General features: G+C 71.2%; 16 protein-coding genes. 9 read left to right on the plus strand and 7 right to left on the minus strand.

Going from position 1 to position 15,187, the window contains the following annotated elements; translation table 11 throughout:
- Positions 1–17: 17 nt before the first annotated feature.
- Together AB0I28_RS03135 and AB0I28_RS03140 are read right to left on the minus strand one after the other, a co-directional pair.
- The gene (locus tag AB0I28_RS03135) at positions 18–671 is read right to left on the minus strand and encodes a response regulator transcription factor (RefSeq protein WP_357489025.1); all 654 of its coding nucleotides are present in this window, start codon (positions 669–671) and stop codon (positions 18–20) included.
- Entirely contained in the window at positions 664–1,797 is a 1,134-nt protein-coding gene (locus AB0I28_RS03140) for a GAF domain-containing sensor histidine kinase (RefSeq protein WP_357489026.1), read from the minus strand. Before AB0I28_RS03140 ends, AB0I28_RS03135 begins: the two co-directional genes overlap by 8 nt.
- 122 nt (positions 1,798–1,919) lie before the next feature.
- Between AB0I28_RS03140 and AB0I28_RS03145 the strand changes: the two genes are divergently transcribed.
- Together AB0I28_RS03145 and AB0I28_RS03150 are read left to right on the plus strand one after the other, a co-directional pair.
- The gene (locus AB0I28_RS03145) at positions 1,920–2,615 is read left to right on the plus strand and encodes an SDR family oxidoreductase (protein ID WP_357489027.1); all 696 of its coding nucleotides are present in this window, start codon (positions 1,920–1,922) and stop codon (positions 2,613–2,615) included.
- The gene (locus AB0I28_RS03150; RefSeq protein WP_357489028.1) at positions 2,612–3,622 is read left to right on the plus strand and encodes an S-adenosylmethionine:tRNA ribosyltransferase-isomerase; all 1,011 of its coding nucleotides are present in this window, start codon (positions 2,612–2,614) and stop codon (positions 3,620–3,622) included. The genes AB0I28_RS03145 and AB0I28_RS03150 overlap by 4 nt, the downstream gene beginning before the upstream one ends.
- A 42-nt stretch (positions 3,623–3,664) precedes the next feature.
- Here the strand turns inward: AB0I28_RS03150 and AB0I28_RS03155 are convergent, their stop codons facing one another.
- Both AB0I28_RS03155 and AB0I28_RS03160 read right to left on the minus strand, forming a co-directional pair.
- Positions 3,665–4,186 carry a Clp protease N-terminal domain-containing protein gene (locus AB0I28_RS03155; RefSeq protein WP_357489029.1) on the minus strand — a complete coding sequence of 174 codons (522 nt, stop codon included), beginning with the start codon at positions 4,184–4,186 and terminating at the stop codon, positions 3,665–3,667.
- A complete protein-coding gene (locus tag AB0I28_RS03160) occupies positions 4,186–4,401 on the minus strand; it encodes a helix-turn-helix domain-containing protein (RefSeq protein ID WP_357489030.1) in 216 nt (71 codons plus the stop codon). The genes AB0I28_RS03155 and AB0I28_RS03160 overlap by 1 nt, the downstream gene beginning before the upstream one ends.
- A gap of 144 nt (positions 4,402–4,545) precedes the next feature.
- Here AB0I28_RS03160 and AB0I28_RS03165 point away from each other — a divergent pair, with 144 nt between their 5' ends.
- Together AB0I28_RS03165 and AB0I28_RS03170 are read left to right on the plus strand one after the other, a co-directional pair.
- Positions 4,546–5,901 (plus strand): NAD(P)/FAD-dependent oxidoreductase, encoded by a 1,356-nt coding sequence (locus tag AB0I28_RS03165; protein ID WP_357489031.1) that lies wholly within the window; start codon positions 4,546–4,548, stop codon positions 5,899–5,901.
- A gap of 37 nt (positions 5,902–5,938) precedes the next feature.
- Positions 5,939–6,541: a DUF4937 domain-containing protein gene (locus tag AB0I28_RS03170; RefSeq protein ID WP_357489032.1), complete on the plus strand. Its 603-nt coding sequence runs from the start codon at positions 5,939–5,941 to the stop codon at positions 6,539–6,541.
- On the opposite strand, the gene AB0I28_RS03175 is transcribed toward AB0I28_RS03170, so the two are convergent.
- Together AB0I28_RS03175 and AB0I28_RS03180 are read right to left on the minus strand one after the other, a co-directional pair.
- A complete protein-coding gene (locus AB0I28_RS03175; protein ID WP_357489033.1) occupies positions 6,538–6,999 on the minus strand; it encodes a hypothetical protein in 462 nt (153 codons plus the stop codon). The two genes, AB0I28_RS03170 and AB0I28_RS03175, sit on opposite strands and share 4 nt — an antisense overlap.
- 89 nt (positions 7,000–7,088) lie before the next feature.
- Positions 7,089–7,535: a MarR family transcriptional regulator gene (locus AB0I28_RS03180; RefSeq protein ID WP_357489034.1), complete on the minus strand. Its 447-nt coding sequence runs from the start codon at positions 7,533–7,535 to the stop codon at positions 7,089–7,091.
- 155 nt (positions 7,536–7,690) lie between these two features.
- On the opposite strand from AB0I28_RS03180, the gene AB0I28_RS03185 reads away from it, so the two are divergent.
- Complete coding sequence (locus AB0I28_RS03185) at positions 7,691–8,866, plus strand: MFS transporter (protein WP_357489035.1); 1,176 nt, start codon at positions 7,691–7,693, stop codon at positions 8,864–8,866.
- Here the strand turns inward: AB0I28_RS03185 and AB0I28_RS03190 are convergent.
- On the minus strand, positions 8,863–9,522 hold the full coding sequence (locus AB0I28_RS03190; RefSeq protein WP_357489036.1) for a DUF402 domain-containing protein: 660 nt from the start codon (positions 9,520–9,522) through the stop codon (positions 8,863–8,865). The two genes, AB0I28_RS03185 and AB0I28_RS03190, sit on opposite strands and share 4 nt — an antisense overlap.
- Before the next feature lie 65 nt (positions 9,523–9,587).
- Here AB0I28_RS03190 and AB0I28_RS03195 point away from each other — a divergent pair, with 65 nt between their 5' ends.
- The 4 genes from AB0I28_RS03195 to AB0I28_RS03210 all read left to right on the plus strand — a co-directional run bounded on the left by AB0I28_RS03195 (position 9,588) and on the right by AB0I28_RS03210 (position 15,114).
- Positions 9,588–10,214 (plus strand): nucleoside monophosphate kinase, encoded by a 627-nt coding sequence (locus AB0I28_RS03195; protein ID WP_357489037.1) that lies wholly within the window; start codon positions 9,588–9,590, stop codon positions 10,212–10,214.
- A gap of 99 nt (positions 10,215–10,313) precedes the next feature.
- Entirely contained in the window at positions 10,314–10,754 is a 441-nt protein-coding gene (locus AB0I28_RS03200) for a hypothetical protein (protein ID WP_357489038.1), read from the plus strand.
- Positions 10,755–10,938: 184 nt separating this feature from the next.
- Entirely contained in the window at positions 10,939–13,410 is a 2,472-nt protein-coding gene (locus AB0I28_RS03205; RefSeq protein ID WP_357489039.1) for a glycoside hydrolase family 3 C-terminal domain-containing protein, read from the plus strand.
- A gap of 45 nt (positions 13,411–13,455) precedes the next feature.
- Positions 13,456–15,114: an ABC transporter substrate-binding protein gene (locus AB0I28_RS03210; RefSeq protein WP_357489040.1), complete on the plus strand. Its 1,659-nt coding sequence runs from the start codon at positions 13,456–13,458 to the stop codon at positions 15,112–15,114.
- Positions 15,115–15,187: the final 73 nt, after the last annotated feature.

Consider the following 15,187-nt stretch of genomic DNA (forward strand, 5'->3'; position numbering starts at 1 on the left):
CGACAGCCGGGATCGGGTCACCGGTCCCGGCCCGCGGAGTCTCCCGCGAGCCCATGGCGCACGGCGTAGAGCGCCGCCTGCGTGCGGTCGGTGACGCCCAGTTTCATCAGCACGTTGGACACGTGCGTCTTGACCGTCTTCTCCGCGACGACGAGTTCGCGGGCGATCTCACGGTTGGAGCGGCCGGTCGCGATCAGCCCGAGCACCTCCACCTCGCGCGGGGTCAGCGGTCCGGCGACCGGCTCGCGGGCGGCGGGCGCGGTCATCGCGGCCAGGGCCTCCGGCGCGAACAGCGACTGGCCACTGTGCACCGAGCGGATGGCCGCGACCAGAGCGTCGGGTGCCACGTCCTTGTAGAGGAAACCCGCCGCGCCGGCGGCCACGGCGGGTGCCACGTCGCGCGGGTCGGTCACCGAGGTGAGCACGATCGCGCGGGTGCGTGCCGGGAGGCCGGCGAGTTCGGTGAGGACGCCCTGCCCGTCGAGGCCGGGCATCTTGCGGTCGAGGAGCAGGACGTCGGGTTCGAGTTCGCGCACGAGTTCCACCGCCTCACGTCCGTCGGCGGCCTCACCGACGACGTCGATGTCGTCGTGGAGTTCGAGGAAGGTGCGCAGGCCCTGACGGACCACGGGGTGGTCGTCGGCCAGGAGCACCCGGATCCGCTCAGCCATGCGGCACCACCAGGCTGATCGTGGTGCCCGCACCCGGTCCGGTGCGGACGTCGAGCCGTCCGCCCAGTTCGGTCGCGCGGACGCTCATCGACTGGAGGCCGAGGCCCTTCGTGGCCGCCGCGCGGGTGTCGAAGCCGGCGCCGTCGTCGTCGACGGCGAGAGTGAATGCCTCCTCCCCGCAGGCCATGCGGAGTTCCACGTGAGCGGCCCCGGAGTGGCGCAGGGCGTTGTGCAGGGCCTCCTGCGCGATGCGGAAGACGACCGTCTCGGCGGCCGGGGGCAGGCCGGTCGCGTCGGAGTCGGCCGCGCAGGTCACCTCGGCGGGGTGCAGACGGTCGAGGAGGCGTGCCTGTTTGACCAGGGTCCGCACTAGGCCGTCGGCGGCGAGGTCGGGCGGGGCCAGCTCGACGATCACCGAGCGCAGCTCGTCGAGGGCCTCGCCGGCGAGCCGCTCGACTTGTTCCATCTGGGCGAGTGCCCGTTCGGGGGACGCCATGACGAGGGTTCCGGCGGCCTTCGCGGTGAGCCGCAGTGAGAAGAGCTTCTGCGCGACGGCGTCGTGCAGGTCCCGGGCCAGCCGCCCGCGCTCGGCCATCACCGACAGCTCCTGGCTTCGCTCGTAGAGCCGGGCGTTGGTGATCGCGATCGCCGCGTGACCGGCGAACAGCTCCAGCAGACGCTCGTCCTCGGGCGTGAAGCCGCCGGGCGTCTCCTTGTTGGCCAGGAAGATGATCCCCAGCACCGACCCGCCGTCGCGGATGGGGACGCCGAGGAAGTCGGCCATGACCGGATGGGCGCGCGGCCACCAGCCGAAGCGCGGGTCGGCGCGGATGTCGTCGAGCCGTACGGCCTTCTCCTCGCGCAGCAGGACCCCGAGCATCCCGTGCTGGCGCGGGAGCTTCCCGATCCGGTCCCATTCGTCGTCGCTGATGCCGTCGGCGACGAACTCGGCGAAGGCGCCGTCCTCGTCGGGTATGCCGAGGGCCCCGTAGCGGGCGCCGAGCAGTTCGCGCGCCGAACGGACGATGACCTGGAGGACCTCGTGGGCGGACAGGTGCCGGGTCACCGCGAGCACGGCGGCGCTGACCGCTCGCAGAATCGCGTCCTTGCTCTGGCGTTCGCCCACGTGACCAGCTTATGCACCGGGTGGCCCGGCCGCCTGCGCGCTTGGTCCTAGGACTCAAGTCCCGGTCGGAGTCGGGTCCGCGGCCCGAGGCGGCCGGGCTCGGGCCGCCATAGCTTCGAGACATGGACACGACGACGAAGACAGCCTTGATCACCGGCGCCTCCCGCGGACTCGGACGCGCCGTCGCGACATCCCTCGCCCAGCGCGGCTGGCGCCTCATCCTGACGGCTCGCAGTGAGGGGCCCCTGGAGGCGGTGGCCACCGAGCTCGGTGCGACGGCGCTCGCCGGAGACGTCGCCGACCCGGCGCACCGGACCCGGCTCGCCGAGCTGGCGGCTGATGCGGGGGGCCTCGATCTGCTGGTCAACAACGCGTCCGGGCTGGGGGCGACTCCGCTGCCGCCACTGGCGGACTATCCACTGGGGACCTTGCGGGATCTGTTCGACACCAACGTGCTGGCTCCGCTGGCGCTGGCGCAGGCGGCCCTGCCGTCGCTGCGCGAACGCGGTGGCGCCATCGTCAACGTCACCTCCGACGCAGCCGTGGAGGGATACCAGGGCTGGGGCGGGTACGGCGCCACCAAGGCCGCGCTGGAGCAGGTGTCGAGGGTCCTCGCCGCCGAGGAGCCGTCGGTGGCCGTGTGGTGGGTCGATCCGGGCGAGATGCGCACGGAGATGCTCGCCGAGGCCGTGGGGGAGGAGTCGCTGGAGGCCCCGGAGCCCGAGGGCGTCGCGGAGAGCCTCGCCGAACTCGTCGAACGGCGCCCGGCGAGTGGGCGCCACCGCGCGGCCGACCTGGTGAAGGGCGGCGTGGCATGACCGTCACCCTCGACCAGTTCACCGACCTACCGCCCGATCTGGAGGCCCACGAGCCGCCCGAGGCGCGCGGCCTGAGCCGCGACGGGGTACAAATGCTCGTCAGTGACAAGGCGAGCGGCGCCGTCGACCACCACCGGTTCACCGAGCTGCCCGGCCTGCTCAGACCGGGCGACCTGCTCGTCGTCAACACCTCGGGGACTCTCCCGGCGGCCGTGCACACCGAGCGGATCGCGGTCCACTTCAGCGGCCGCGTCGGCGGGGGCGACTGGCTCGTCGAACTGCGCGGACTGACCGCGCGGGCGAGCGTTCCTTATGCGGGCGGCATGTCCGGGGAGTGGATTCCGCTTCCCGGCGGGGCGACGCTGCGGCTCATCGACCGGCACACCCCGCGCCTGTGGCGAGCGCGTCTGGACACCGACGTCGTGGAGTACCTGCGCCGGCACGGCCGGCCGATCCGCTACTCCTATGTGGACCGCGACTGGCCGCTGTCGGCCTACCAGACGGTGTTCGGCGTCGATCCCGGCAGCGCGGAGATGCCCAGCGCCGGGCGGCCGTTCTCCGACGCGCTGGTCACCCGGCTGATCGCGCGCGGGGTGGCCTTCGCGCCCATCACCCTGCACACCGGTGTGGCGAGCCCGGAGAAGGACGAGCCGCCCTACGCCGAGTGGTTCGACGTCCCGGCCAGTACGGCCCGCCGGGTCGACGACACACGTCGCGCGGGCGGGCGGGTCATCGCGGTCGGCACCACCGCCGTGCGAGCGCTGGAGAGCGCCGCCGACGGCGGGGGAGTCCGTGCCGCGCGGGGATTCACCGAGCACGTCGTGACGCCCGAGCTCGGGGTCCGCCTCGTCGACGGACTGCTCACCGGCCTGCACGAGCCGAAGTCGACGCACCTGTGGATGCTGCGGGCGATCGCCGGAGACGACCTGCTGGCCAGGTCGTACGCGGCGGCCGTGGACGCCCGCTACCTGTGGCACGAGTTCGGCGACGTTCACCTGATCGCGTGAGCGCCTCGGCCGGGCCCGGTCTCGGCCGGGCCCGGCCGGTATTCAGGAGAGCCGCGCCCGGACGTCGTCGTAGCGGACACCGAGACCTTCGAGCACACCTGCCGCCAGGGCCTGGTTGCGCAGCAGCCCGAGAAGCAGGTCGCGCTCGCCGAGTGCCCGTTCACGCCGGGAGACGACCTCCTGGAGCGCCAGCGACAAGGCGCGCTTGGCGTGCTTGGAGAAGGGCCGGTGCCGGCCCGGGGGCTTCCTCGGGCCGTCCAGGGCCTCGGGCGGGAGGCCCGCCTGGAAGCCCGCGACCACCTCGTCGACGTCGATGCCGAGGCCGGCGAGGGCCGCGGCGTCGGCGTCGCTCATCCCGCCCCGGCGGCGCGCGGTGCGGAAGGCCGCCTTGATCCGGGCGAGGGTGACCTCGCCTCCGCAGAGGCGGGCGGCCTCGCCGTCGGGCTCGCCGAACAGCGCGTAGACGAGGTGTTCCTCGTCGACGAGCGCGTCGCCGGCCTCCTGCGACTCGGCGACGGCCAGTTTGACGACCCGGCGGGCCGGTTCGGTGAATCGTTCGAACATCAGTGGCGCTCCTTTCCGTGTTTCTTGTGCGCGGCCTGCCGCGAGACTCCCAGCTCGTCGGCGATCTGCTGCCATGCCCAGCCGTGCTCGCGAGCGTTGCGGACCTGCGCTGTCTCCAGGTGCTCCAGCAGCCGGCGCAGCGCGGCCACGGCGCGGAGTCCGACCTTCGGGTCGGTGTCGCCGGCGCCGGCGGCGAGATCGGTCGCTTCGGTCATGCTGTCAACGTACATTGACAGGTGGTCAGGTGTCAACCGAAGTTGACGTCCGGGTTCGCTCCCGACTCCACGGCTCTCCTCCGTCGGCTCCACCCGCCGGGTAACGTGCCAGATGGACACGAAGCCGACGTGCGGAGGTTTGGCATGACCGAAGTGGACGCGATCATCGTGGGCATGGGCGTCGGCGGCGAGGAAGTCGCCGGCCGGCTCGCCGAGGCGGGACTCGAGGTCCTCGGCATCGACGGCGGGCTCGTCGGCGGCGAGTGTCCCTACTGGGGCTGCATTCCGAGCAAGATGATGATCCGCGCGGCCAACCTGATCGCCGACGCGCGACGCCTCGAAGGCGTCGGCGGCGCGGTGCAGATCACGCCCGACTGGACGCCCGTCGCCCGTCGCATCCGCACCGAGGCCACCGACAACTGGGACGACAAGGTCGCCGTCGACCGCTTCACCGGCAAGGGCGGCACCTTCGTCCGCGGACGCGCGCGGCTCCTCGGCCCCGGCCGCGTCGAGGTCAACGGTGACGAGCACACTGCCCGCAAGGCCATCGTGCTGGCCACCGGCGGCGCGCCCACGATCCCGCCGATCGAAGGCCTCGCCGGCACCCCCTACTGGACCAACCGCGAGGCCATCGAGACCGAGACGGTCCCCGCTTCGCTCGTCGTCCTCGGCGGCGGTGCCATCGGCGTCGAACTCGCCCAGGTCTTCGCCCGCTTCGGCTCGAAGGTCTCGGTGGTCGAGGCCGCCGACCGCCTGCTCCCCGCCGAGGAGCCCGAGGCGTCGGAGACCGTCCACGAAGCCCTCGGCGAGGACGACATCTCCATGGTCACCGGCCGCAAGGCCGTCAAGGTCGCCCACGACGGGCGCGAGTTCACCCTCAGCCTCGACGACGGCGGCAGCGTGCGCGCCGAGAAGCTCCTCGTCGCCGTCGGCCGCCACGCCGAACTCGGCGACCTCGGACTTGAGAACGTCGGCCTCGACCCCAAGGGCAAAGGCATCACCGTTGACGGGCACATGCGCGCGGGTGAGCGTTTGTGGGCCGTCGGCGACGTCACCGGGCACGGCCAGTTCACGCATGTCGCCATGTACCAGGCCGCCGTCGCGGTCCGCTCGATCCTCGGCCAGTCCGGCCCGCCCGCCGACTACCGGGCACTGCCGAGGGTCACGTTCACCGACCCCGAGGTCGGCGCCGTCGGACTGACCGAGGCGCAGGCCCGCGAGGCCGGACTCAACGTCCACGTGGGAACCACGCAGATCCCCACGTCGGCGCGGGGATGGATCTACGGAGACGGAAACGAGGGCGTGGTCAAGCTCATCGTCGACGCCGACCGCGACCTCCTTGTCGGCGCGACGGTCGCCGCGCCCTCCGGTGGGGAGACGATGGGCGCGCTCGCCGTCGCGGTGTACAGCGAGGTGCCTTTCTCCAGCATGAGGCACATGATGTACGCCTATCCGACCTTCTACCGGGCCATCGAGGACGCCGCGAAGCACATGACCTGAGCCGAGCGCGTCGCGGCGGCAGGGGTAGTTTCCCGGGATGCTCGTGGAGTGGTTCAGGTGCGAGGTCACCGACCGGCGCGCGTTCGAGTCCGATCGGGCCGCGGGGGAGCGGTCGCGCGAGCTGCCGGGTTTCCTCGGCCGCTGCGGCGGCTGGGACCGCGACGACCCGCTGCTCGCGCACGTCTTCGCTTTCTGGACCGACCGCTTCTCCTACCACGACTTCCTGGCCGGTGCCGACGGTGAACTCGCGCGGCGGGAGACCTGCGAGAAGGCCCTGGTGCGGACCTTCATGCGCCGCCGCGACCTGCCGGGCGGGTTCCAGCCGCGCCGACGGTGCGCGGCATTACTGCGGGTGACCTACTGCGCCTTGCGCGACGGCCGCTTCGGCAACGTCATCGAGCGCCACAACCGCATGTGGGAGCCCAGGCTCGCGGTCGCCTCGGGCATGCTCGGCGGTTTCCTCGCCGAGGAGCGCAACACCGAGGTTCTGGTGTTCTCCCGCTGGCGGGAGCGCGCCGACCACGACGCTTACTGCGAGGAGATCGTCCGCAGGGTGCGGGAGCGGCCCGAACCGCCACCGCCGGAGTTCGCCACGATGGAGCGCCACCTCGTGGACGTCGTGCCGGACTGGACGGTCTAGCCGAGCAGGCGACGCACGAGACCGGTGTGCAGCCGGGCGGCCTGGCGCAACAGCCACGGGCCGACGAAGAGCATCACCGGCGCGGGCGCCATGTGCAGGGCCACCGCGCCGATCCAGGTGGGGCCGCCCCAGGTGCCCACGGAGAGGTCGGCGTTCCAGAAGAGCACCGGGTAGGCGACCCAGTAGAACCAGAGCGTGGTCAGGTAGCCGAAGAACATGCCGAGTGCCAGCGACAGGGGCAGGTTCACCAGGGCGTACACCGCGCCGCGCCACCAGCCGGGGCGGCGTGTGGGTCGGTCGTCGCGGACCCAGCGCGACCTCGCCCGCTCGACCCCGGTGCCCAGTCCGAGGAGCGTCGCCGGCACCAGTACGGGCGCGAGGAGCGCGCCGGTGATGACATAGGCCCAGCGCCGCCAGGTGACGGCGGCGAAGGGGAGTTTCCAGAAGCCGGGTTCCATGACGTCGACGCTAGGTGCGCCCGCACTCCACGAGCGTCCCTCCGCAGAGGGTGCGTGCCCCCTACCCGGGTAGGGGGCAGGGGCAGCGGTCAGACGCGTGTCAGGTCCTGGACCGAGCGCACGAGCGGCTCGAGTTCGGGGATCTCGACGGCCTCGTCGAGAGCGGCGGTGAGGGTCGTGTCATGCGTCGGGCGCGCCTCGGCGAGGAGTTCGCGGCCGGGGCCGGTGACCTCGGTGTAGATGCCCCGCCGGTCTTCTTCGCACAGGTAGCGGGAGAGCAGCCCGCGCTTCTCCAGGCGCGTGACGAGTCGGGTCGTCGCGCTCTGGCTGAGCACCACCGCGCGTGCGAGCTGCTGCATGCGCATGTGCCAGCCGTCCTGCTTGGCGAGCACGTCGAGGACGGTGTACTCGGTGACGCTCAGGCCGTGGGCGGCTTGGAGCGCGCGTTCGAGAGCGTCCTCGATGCGGGCGTGCAGCGCGGCGAGGGTCCGCCAGCCCTGCGCCCGGGCTTCGACGGCGTCGTCGGGCAGCGGCATGGGTCACACCTTCCTGGGTCCGGCTTGCCGAACCTCCACTTGCGTGCTGAGATAGGCAGCGTCTGCAAACAATGGCGTGTGCAACTAATTCTGTCGCAACTGTCTCGGACGCGGGTTTTCTCGTACGCGTCCCACTGTATCCGTAGGAGCCCGTCATGCCTCTCGCCTTGGTCGCGCTGATGATCAGCGCCTTCGGCATCGGCACCACCGAGTTCGTCATCAACGGCCTGCTGCCCGACCTGTCGGCCGAGTTCGGCGTCTCCATCCCCACCGCGGGCCTGCTGGTCTCCGGTTACGCCTTCGGCGTCTTCGTCGGCGCCCCCGTCCTGACGATTCTCGGCAACCGCCTGTCCCGCAAGAAGATGCTCCTGCTGCTCATGGTCGTCTTCATCGCCGGCAACCTGCTGTCGGCGATGGCCACCACCTACGGCGCGCTGATGGCCGGCCGCATCGTGTCCTCCTTCGCGCACGGGGCCTTCTTCGGAGTCGGCTCGGTCGTCGCCGCCAACCTCGTCGCGCCCCGCAAACGCGCACAGGCCATCGCGATGATGTTCACCGGACTGACCGTCGCCAATGTCGTCGGCGTCCCCGTCGGCACGCTGCTCGGCCAGAATTTCGGCTGGCAGTCGGCCTTCTGGGCGGTGGTCGCCATCGGTGTGATCGGCCTGGCCGGCGTCGCCGCCCTGGTGCCCGCCGACCGTCCCGACGCCGAGCGGCCGGCGCTGCGCACGGAGTTCCGCGTCTTCGCCCGCCCGCAGGTGTGGATGGCCCTGGCCATGACCGTGCTCGGCTTCGCGCCGGCCTTCACCGTCTTGACCTTCATCGCGCCGATGGCCACCGAGGTCGCCGGGTTCTCCGCGAGCGCCGTCCCGATCCTCGTGGGCCTGTTCGGGGTCGGTGTGGTGGTGGGGAACCTGATCGGCGCCCGGCTCGCCGACCGTGCGCTGATGCCGTCCCTCTACGCGATCCTCATCGCGCTGATCGTCATCTCGGTGGCCTTCCTGCTGGCCGCGCATTCCCAGGTGGCCTTCGTGATCGCCATCCTCGCCTTCGGTGTCGCCGCCTTCGCGACCGTCCCGCCGCTGCAGACCCGTGTGCTCGACAAGGCCGAGGGCGCGCCGACCCTAGCGTCGGCGGTCAACATCGGCGCCTTCAATCTCGGCAACGCGATCGGCCCGTTTCTCGGCGGCCTGGTCATCCAGGCCGGGTTCGGCTACACCGCCACCGCGTGGGTCGCGGCCCTGCTCGGTGTCGCCGGCCTCACCGTCGCGCTGGTGTCGGGAGCGATGGACCGCAGGAGCATCCGGATCCCGGAGCCCGCGCTGGTCTAGGGCCAGTTCGTGTGCGGGGAGCGCCAGGAGTCGGCGAGAACCGGGGTCGGCCACGACGGGCCTGCCCCGGTGTTCGTGTAGTCGCCCAGTACGAGGGTTCCGGCCTTGAAGCGGGCGAGGGACGCGGCGGCGTGCTCGCGCACCTCGACGGCGAGCTCGGGTGTGCAGTAACCGGGCCGGCCGGTGACGTCGGCGAACTCCTCCTCGTCCTTGAGGTGCCAGGTCCCGTCGGGGTAGGCGACCAGGTCCAGTTCCCGGTCGGCGGTGTCGACGTAGGCGTTGCCGTCGGCGTCGGTCCACCTGACGTAGGGGCGCTCGTAGTTCACCTTGGCGCGGTGCGGGGTCCCGTCGGGGTTGAAGAACATCCACACCGACCAGGGCGCCCCGGCGGGAAAGACGAAGACGGCGGCCTCCCCGTACCAGCTCGACGGCACGGAGGCTCGCAGACGCGGGTCGGCGCGTTCGTCCGGGCTCAGGTCGCGGACGTTGCGTCCGTCAGCGGCGTGAGACTCCACCGACGGGTTTCCCGGGCGCATGAGGACGGCGAGTTCGCCGGGTCCGTCGGCGATGACGTTGCCGGTGTAGACCCAGCGAGCGGTGCCGAAGCGGCCGTAGCGAACGGCGACCGGGCGGCCCGGCTCCCAATGTGTCGTCATGCGTCACGACCGTAGCCGCGCTTCGACGGCGCCGGGGCGATGCCGGCGGCCGTTAGGGTGGCCGCATGGTGCGAGCGGTGGTGATCGGTGGGCTGGGGATCGGGATCGACACGTGGAGCCTGGTGAGTCTGGCGGCCGGGATCTCGGCGGTCGAGGCGGTCAACGTCCGCGATCGGTTGCGGGACCATTACCGGCGGCGATCCTCACCCGGGGTTCGCGCGAAGGCGTACATGGACGCCGGTGATCTGGTGCCGGGCACTCTCGGCGGAGAGATCGTGCTGGATGGGGTACGCCGGGCCGGCGACGGGTGGATTCTGCACGACTGGCCGCGGAAGGTGGAGGAGGCCGAGTTCCTCGCCGAGCACGGGCAGGAGCCGACCGTCGTGATCGAGCCGACGCTCGACGAGTCCGAGACGATGGCGAGGCTCGGCCGACGATGCCTCCACTGCCGCTCGACCATGCATGTGTACTACCGACTTCCGGCTGTGCCAGGGGTCTGCGGCCGCTGCGGTGGACAGCTCGGCCAGCCTCACGAGGTGACGGTCGAGGAGATCCGCACGCACCGCGAAGCAGCGGCGGCGCTGACCGCCCACTACCGGGGGAGGGGCCGCTCGGTCCGTGCCGTGAGCGCGCTCGGCGAGTTCGATGATGTCGCGGCGCGGATAGCGGCGATCGTCTCCGGCTCGACCTAGAGGCCTGGTCTCGCCATGCTGCCCCGCCGCACCGCAGGGGGTAGCGTGCGACCGTGAACCTCGAGCACTCGCGCGGGGTTGACGTCGATGGTCCTGCGCATGGATCAGGAGTCCAGCGAGGCTGTCACCGTATTGAGTTCAGAGGCCGCCGACGTGACGCTACGCCTTGTGGGGATCGTGCACGTCACGCCCGATATCGGCGACCTTCCCGGCAATTTCGTGGACGAGATCGCCGCGCGGGAACTTCCTCGTTGCGGCCCCTGGCCCGAGGAGGCCCGCCACCTTCTGCGCCACCACAACAACCGTTCCGCGCTGCGCCGGCTGACCATCGCCGGTCCCGACGAGGTGGAGATCGTCGCCGAGGTGCTCACCGTCGACCAGCCTTCGGCCCACTCCGCATCCTCCTGTCGAGGCTGCGTGCCCGGCGCGCCGTCGGTCCGGCCCGGGTGCCCGCCACCTCCCTTCCCGGCCTCCCGCCACCCCCAGCGCGAATTGGCGTCCTCGCCCCGGACCCAACGGCCCAAACCAGTGGCAAAGTAACTCGGTACACCGCTCAGTCACTGAAATCTCGCGCCGGAACCCCCACCCTCCGCCTGGCACGCATCGTCAAGCCGCGATTTCCGGCAGGTTAATCACGAGACGCAATTGTTACCCAAGTCACTTACTGACCTGTCAGTAAGTTTGCTAACGTGAGCCGCGTTACCCACCCCACCTGGAGAACGCCTTGGCCACTCAGCAGCTCCCCGCCGGTCCCACCCTCGACGACCGGCTGACCGCCCTCTCCCTGGAGGACAAGGTCAGGCTGCTGACCGGCGCCACACCGTTCACCATGCACACCGCCGACGCCGCGGGCCTGCGCTCACTCGTCCTGTCCGACGGCCCCGCCGGGGTCCGCGGCGCCAACGGCAACCCCGCCGAGACGTCGGCCTCCTTCCCCTCGCCGACCGCGCTCGGTGCGACCTGGGACGAGGCGGCCGCCGCCCGCCTCGGCGTCCTCTTCGCCCGCGAGGCCCGCCGCCACGGCGTCGACGTCGTCCTCGCGCCGGTCGTCAACCTCCAGCGCAGCCCCGTCGGCGGACGCCACTTCGAGTGCTTCTCCGAAGACCCGCTGCTGACCGGCCGCATCGGCTCCGCGCTCGTCAAGGCCCTCCAGGAGCGCGGTGTCGCCGCGTGCGTCAAGCACTTCGTGGCCAACGACTCCGAGACCGCCCGCACCGAGTACATCGCCAAGGTCGACGAACGCACGCTCCGCGAGGTCTACCTCGCGCCCTTCGAACTGGCCGTCAAGGAAGCCGGCGCCTGGTCGATCATGGCCGCCTACAACGGCGTCGACGACGGCGTCGAGTCCGCGACCTCGACCGAGCACCACCACCTGGTCACCGAGGTCCTCAAGAACGAGTGGGGCTTCGACGGCGTCGTCATGAGCGACTGGCTCGCCGCCCGCAGCACCGTCCCCAGCGCCAACGCCGGCCTCGACCTGGTCATGCCCGGCCCGGGCGGCCCCTGGGAGGACGCGCTCATCGCCGCCGTCCGCGACGGCCTCGTCGCCGAGGAGGTCATCGACGACAAGGTCCGGCGGATCCTGCGACTCGCCGGCCGCGTCGGCGCCCTCGACGGCGCCGAGAACCCCGACGACACCGAGGACCTCGGTGACACCCGGGCGGTCCTGCGCGAACTCGCCGCCCGCTCCACCGTCGTCCTCAAGGACGACGGGCGCCGCATCCCACGCGCCGCCGAGGACGTCTCGACCGTCGCGCTCATCGGCCCCAACTCCACCGACGCCTTCACCCAGGGCGGCGGCAGCGCCCACGTCTGGCCCGACCTCCAGATCACCCCGCTCGACGGCCTGCGCGCCGCCCTCCCCGACGGAGTCGAGATCCGCGTCCAGCGCGGCGGCTACGCCCGGCCCCACGCGCCCCGCCTCGACGTCAAGAACCGCGCCACCGACCCCGAGACCGGCGTCCCCGGCATCCGCCTGGAGATCCTCGACGCCAAGGGCGAGGTGATCGACTCCCGCGTCCACAACGGCGACACCGGCTGGTGGTACGTCACGCCCGAGGCCGCGAGCGCCCGGCTCACCGCCGTCGTCGAACTCAAAGAACCCGGCGAGCACTGGCTCGGCGTCGGCACCGTCGGCGCCCACCGCACCAGCGTCGGCGGCGTCCTCACCGGCGAGTCCGGCCAGCGAGCCGGAGCCGAGGTCCTGCTCGACTCCAGCGTCAACTCGCCCGCCGACAGCGGCCGCTCGATCACCGTCGACGCCCCCGTCACCGTCGAGATCCACGCCGAACTCCAGATCGTCGACGCCAAGGCCTACGGCCGCTTCACCCGCGCCGAGCTGCGTCACCGGCTCCCCGGCCTGACCGTCGAGGAGGAGATCGCCGCCGCCGTCGAGGCCGCGCGCGACGCCGACCTCACGGTCCTGATCGTCGGCACCAACAGCGAGGTCGAGTCCGAGGGCTGGGACCGGCCCAACCTCGACCTCCCCGGCAGGCAGGACGAGCTCGTCCGCCGGGTCCTGGAGGTCACCGACCGCGCGATCGTCGTCGTCAACGCGGGGGCCCCGGTGCTGCTCCCGTGGCTGGCGGACGCGGGAACCGTGCTGTGGACATGGTTCCCCGGGCAGGAATGCGGCCACGCCCTCGCCGACGTCCTCTTCGGGCGCACCGAGCCCGCCGGACGTCTGCCGTGGACGCTTCCTGCCCGATTCAGCGACGTCCCGGTGACCGACACGATCCCCGACGGGAAGTTCCTCGACTACCACGAGGGAATCCACATCGGACACCGCGGCTGGCTGCGCAACGGGACCGAACCCGCCCTTCCCTTCGGTCACGGCCTCGGCTGGACCGAGTGGGAATACACCGATCTGCACGTCGACGACAGCGCCGAAGGCGACGTCGTGCTCGACGTGACGGTACGCAACACCGGCACCCGGCCCGGCCGGGAAGTCGTCCAGGCGTACCTCGAACCCTGCGAGGACGGACCGGAACGACCGGTCCGCTGGCTCGGCGGCTTCGCCGTCGCCGAGGCCGCCCCGGGCGAATCCACCACCGCCCGGCTCCGGCTGGCCGCCCGCGCCTTCCAGACCTGGGACGCCGTCGGTCACGCCTGGATCACCCCCGCCGGCCGCTACCGCGTCCGCGTCGGGCGATCCGTCGCCGACCCGCGTCTCGACGCGCACGTCACCCGAACCTGATCGACCGCCCCCTGAGATTCACCCCAGTGCAAGGAGACATTCTCAATGAAGAGACGCACCACCCTCGGACTCATGGCCGGTGTGCTCGCCACCCCCGCGCTCGCCGCGTGCGGCGACGGTAAGACCGGTGAAGGCGACGGCGGAGCCCCGCAGGCTCTGACCGTCGGTATGCCCAACGGGCCGCTGACGAACAACAGCAACCCCTTCACCCCGACCTCGTCGGCGAACTCGCTGGGCTACCGGTGGCTCGTCTACGAGCCGCTCGCCCAGGTCAACCAGATCGCGCCGGAGCAGCCGCCGACCCCGTGGCTGGCCACGGCGTGGGAGTGGGCGGCCGACTTCAAGTCGGTCAAGCTCACCATCCGCGACGGCGTCAAGTTCTCCGACGGCAAGCCGTTGACCGCCGAGGACGTCGGTTTCACGTTCAACATGATCAAGGCCAACGACGCCTTCAACGGCAGCGCGATCCCCTTCGACACCATCACCGTCACGGGGAACATCGTCGACCTGACCTTCAAGTCCTCGCAGTTCGTCAACCAGGGTCGCGTCCTGGAGTCGATGGTCGTCCCCAAGCACATCTGGGAGCCGATCGCCGACCCCACCACCGACACCAACCAGAACCCGATCGGCACCGGTCCCTACACACTGAAGTCCTGGACCGCTCAGGTCGTCACGATGGTCCCGCGCACCGATTACTGGGGCGGCACGCCCAAGGTCCCCGAGATCCGCTACACGTCCTACAACGACAACAACGCGCAGACCACCGCGCTGGCCAGCGGTGCCTGCCAGTGGTCCTACGTGTTCATGCCGAACTACCAGGACGTGTTCGTCGCCAAGGACAAGGACCACCACAAGCTGTGGTTCCCCTCCGGTCTGGGCATCCACGCCCTGTTCCTCAACATCGAGAAGGGCGCGTTCAAGCACACCGCGCTGCGCCAGGCCATCAACCTGGTCATCGACCGCCAGGCCATCCACGTGCAGGGCCACGCCAGCCTCTACCCCCTCGTGGACAGCCCGACGGGCATCCCGCGGCCGGCCGGTGACGCGTTCATCTCCGACAAGTACAAGGGCCAGTCGCAGGCCGTCGACGTCGAGAAGGCCAAGACGGTCCTCGCCGAGGGCGGCTTCACCCTCGACGGTGAGACCTTGAAGGACCCCGACGGAAACCCGGTGACCTTCAAGCTCGTGGATCCAGCCGGCTGGTCGGACTACCTCGCCGACCTGCAGATCATCGCCGACAGCGTCAAGCAGCTCGGCATCGAGGCGACCGTCGAGACGATGACGGTCGACGCGTGGACAGACGCCCTGGCCGTGGGCGACTTCGACGCCAGCCTGCACTGGACCAACACCGGCAACACCCCCTACGACATCTACGACTGCATCATGAACGGCGCCCACCTGGAGCCGCTCGGCAAGAACGCGTCGTGGAACTTCGGGCGCTACCGCAACGAGGACGCCACCAAGGCCCTCAACGACTACGCCAACGCCGCCGACGACGCCACCCGCAAGGCCGCGATGGACCTCCTCCAGGACCTCATGGTCGAGCAGGTCCCCGCGATCCCGCTGGTCGCCGGCCCCATCGGCGCCGAGTACTCCACCAAGTACTGGGAGGGCTGGCCCACCGCCGAGGACCCCTACGCCATGCCGCAGCCGACGCAGGCGAGCGCGTCGATGATCGTCATGAAGCTGACCCCCGCGTCGTGACGCACGGCCCGGCCGGGCGGCGTCCTCCCACCCGGCCGGGCCACCCCTCCGGTACCCACCACACCCCTTCCGG

Origin of the sequence: Phytomonospora sp. NPDC050363 (assembly GCF_040655735.1) — a bacterium.
Lineage (GTDB): Bacteria > Actinomycetota > Actinomycetes > Mycobacteriales > Micromonosporaceae > Phytomonospora.

Coding starts and splice junctions, on each gene's coding strand:
- AB0I28_RS03155 (WP_357489029.1), bottom strand. CDS start 4,186: ATGTTCGAACGATTCACCGAACCGGCCCGCCGGGTCGTCAAACTGGCC.
- AB0I28_RS03195 (WP_357489037.1), top strand. CDS start 9,588: ATGGTGCGAGCGGTGGTGATCGGTGGGCTGGGGATCGGGATCGACACG.
- AB0I28_RS03180 (WP_357489034.1), bottom strand. CDS start 7,535: ATGCCGCTGCCCGACGACGCCGTCGAAGCCCGGGCGCAGGGCTGGCGG.
- AB0I28_RS03165 (WP_357489031.1), top strand. CDS start 4,546: ATGACCGAAGTGGACGCGATCATCGTGGGCATGGGCGTCGGCGGCGAG.
- AB0I28_RS03150 (WP_357489028.1), top strand. CDS start 2,612: ATGACCGTCACCCTCGACCAGTTCACCGACCTACCGCCCGATCTGGAG.
- AB0I28_RS03145 (WP_357489027.1), top strand. CDS start 1,920: ATGGACACGACGACGAAGACAGCCTTGATCACCGGCGCCTCCCGCGGA.
- AB0I28_RS03160 (WP_357489030.1), bottom strand. CDS start 4,401: ATGACCGAAGCGACCGATCTCGCCGCCGGCGCCGGCGACACCGACCCG.
- AB0I28_RS03190 (WP_357489036.1), bottom strand. CDS start 9,522: ATGACGACACATTGGGAGCCGGGCCGCCCGGTCGCCGTTCGCTACGGC.
- AB0I28_RS03200 (WP_357489038.1), top strand. CDS start 10,314: ATGGATCAGGAGTCCAGCGAGGCTGTCACCGTATTGAGTTCAGAGGCC.
- AB0I28_RS03135 (WP_357489025.1), bottom strand. CDS start 671: ATGGCTGAGCGGATCCGGGTGCTCCTGGCCGACGACCACCCCGTGGTC.
- AB0I28_RS03175 (WP_357489033.1), bottom strand. CDS start 6,999: ATGGAACCCGGCTTCTGGAAACTCCCCTTCGCCGCCGTCACCTGGCGG.
- AB0I28_RS03210 (WP_357489040.1), top strand. CDS start 13,456: ATGAAGAGACGCACCACCCTCGGACTCATGGCCGGTGTGCTCGCCACC.
- AB0I28_RS03185 (WP_357489035.1), top strand. CDS start 7,691: ATGCCTCTCGCCTTGGTCGCGCTGATGATCAGCGCCTTCGGCATCGGC.
- AB0I28_RS03170 (WP_357489032.1), top strand. CDS start 5,939: ATGCTCGTGGAGTGGTTCAGGTGCGAGGTCACCGACCGGCGCGCGTTC.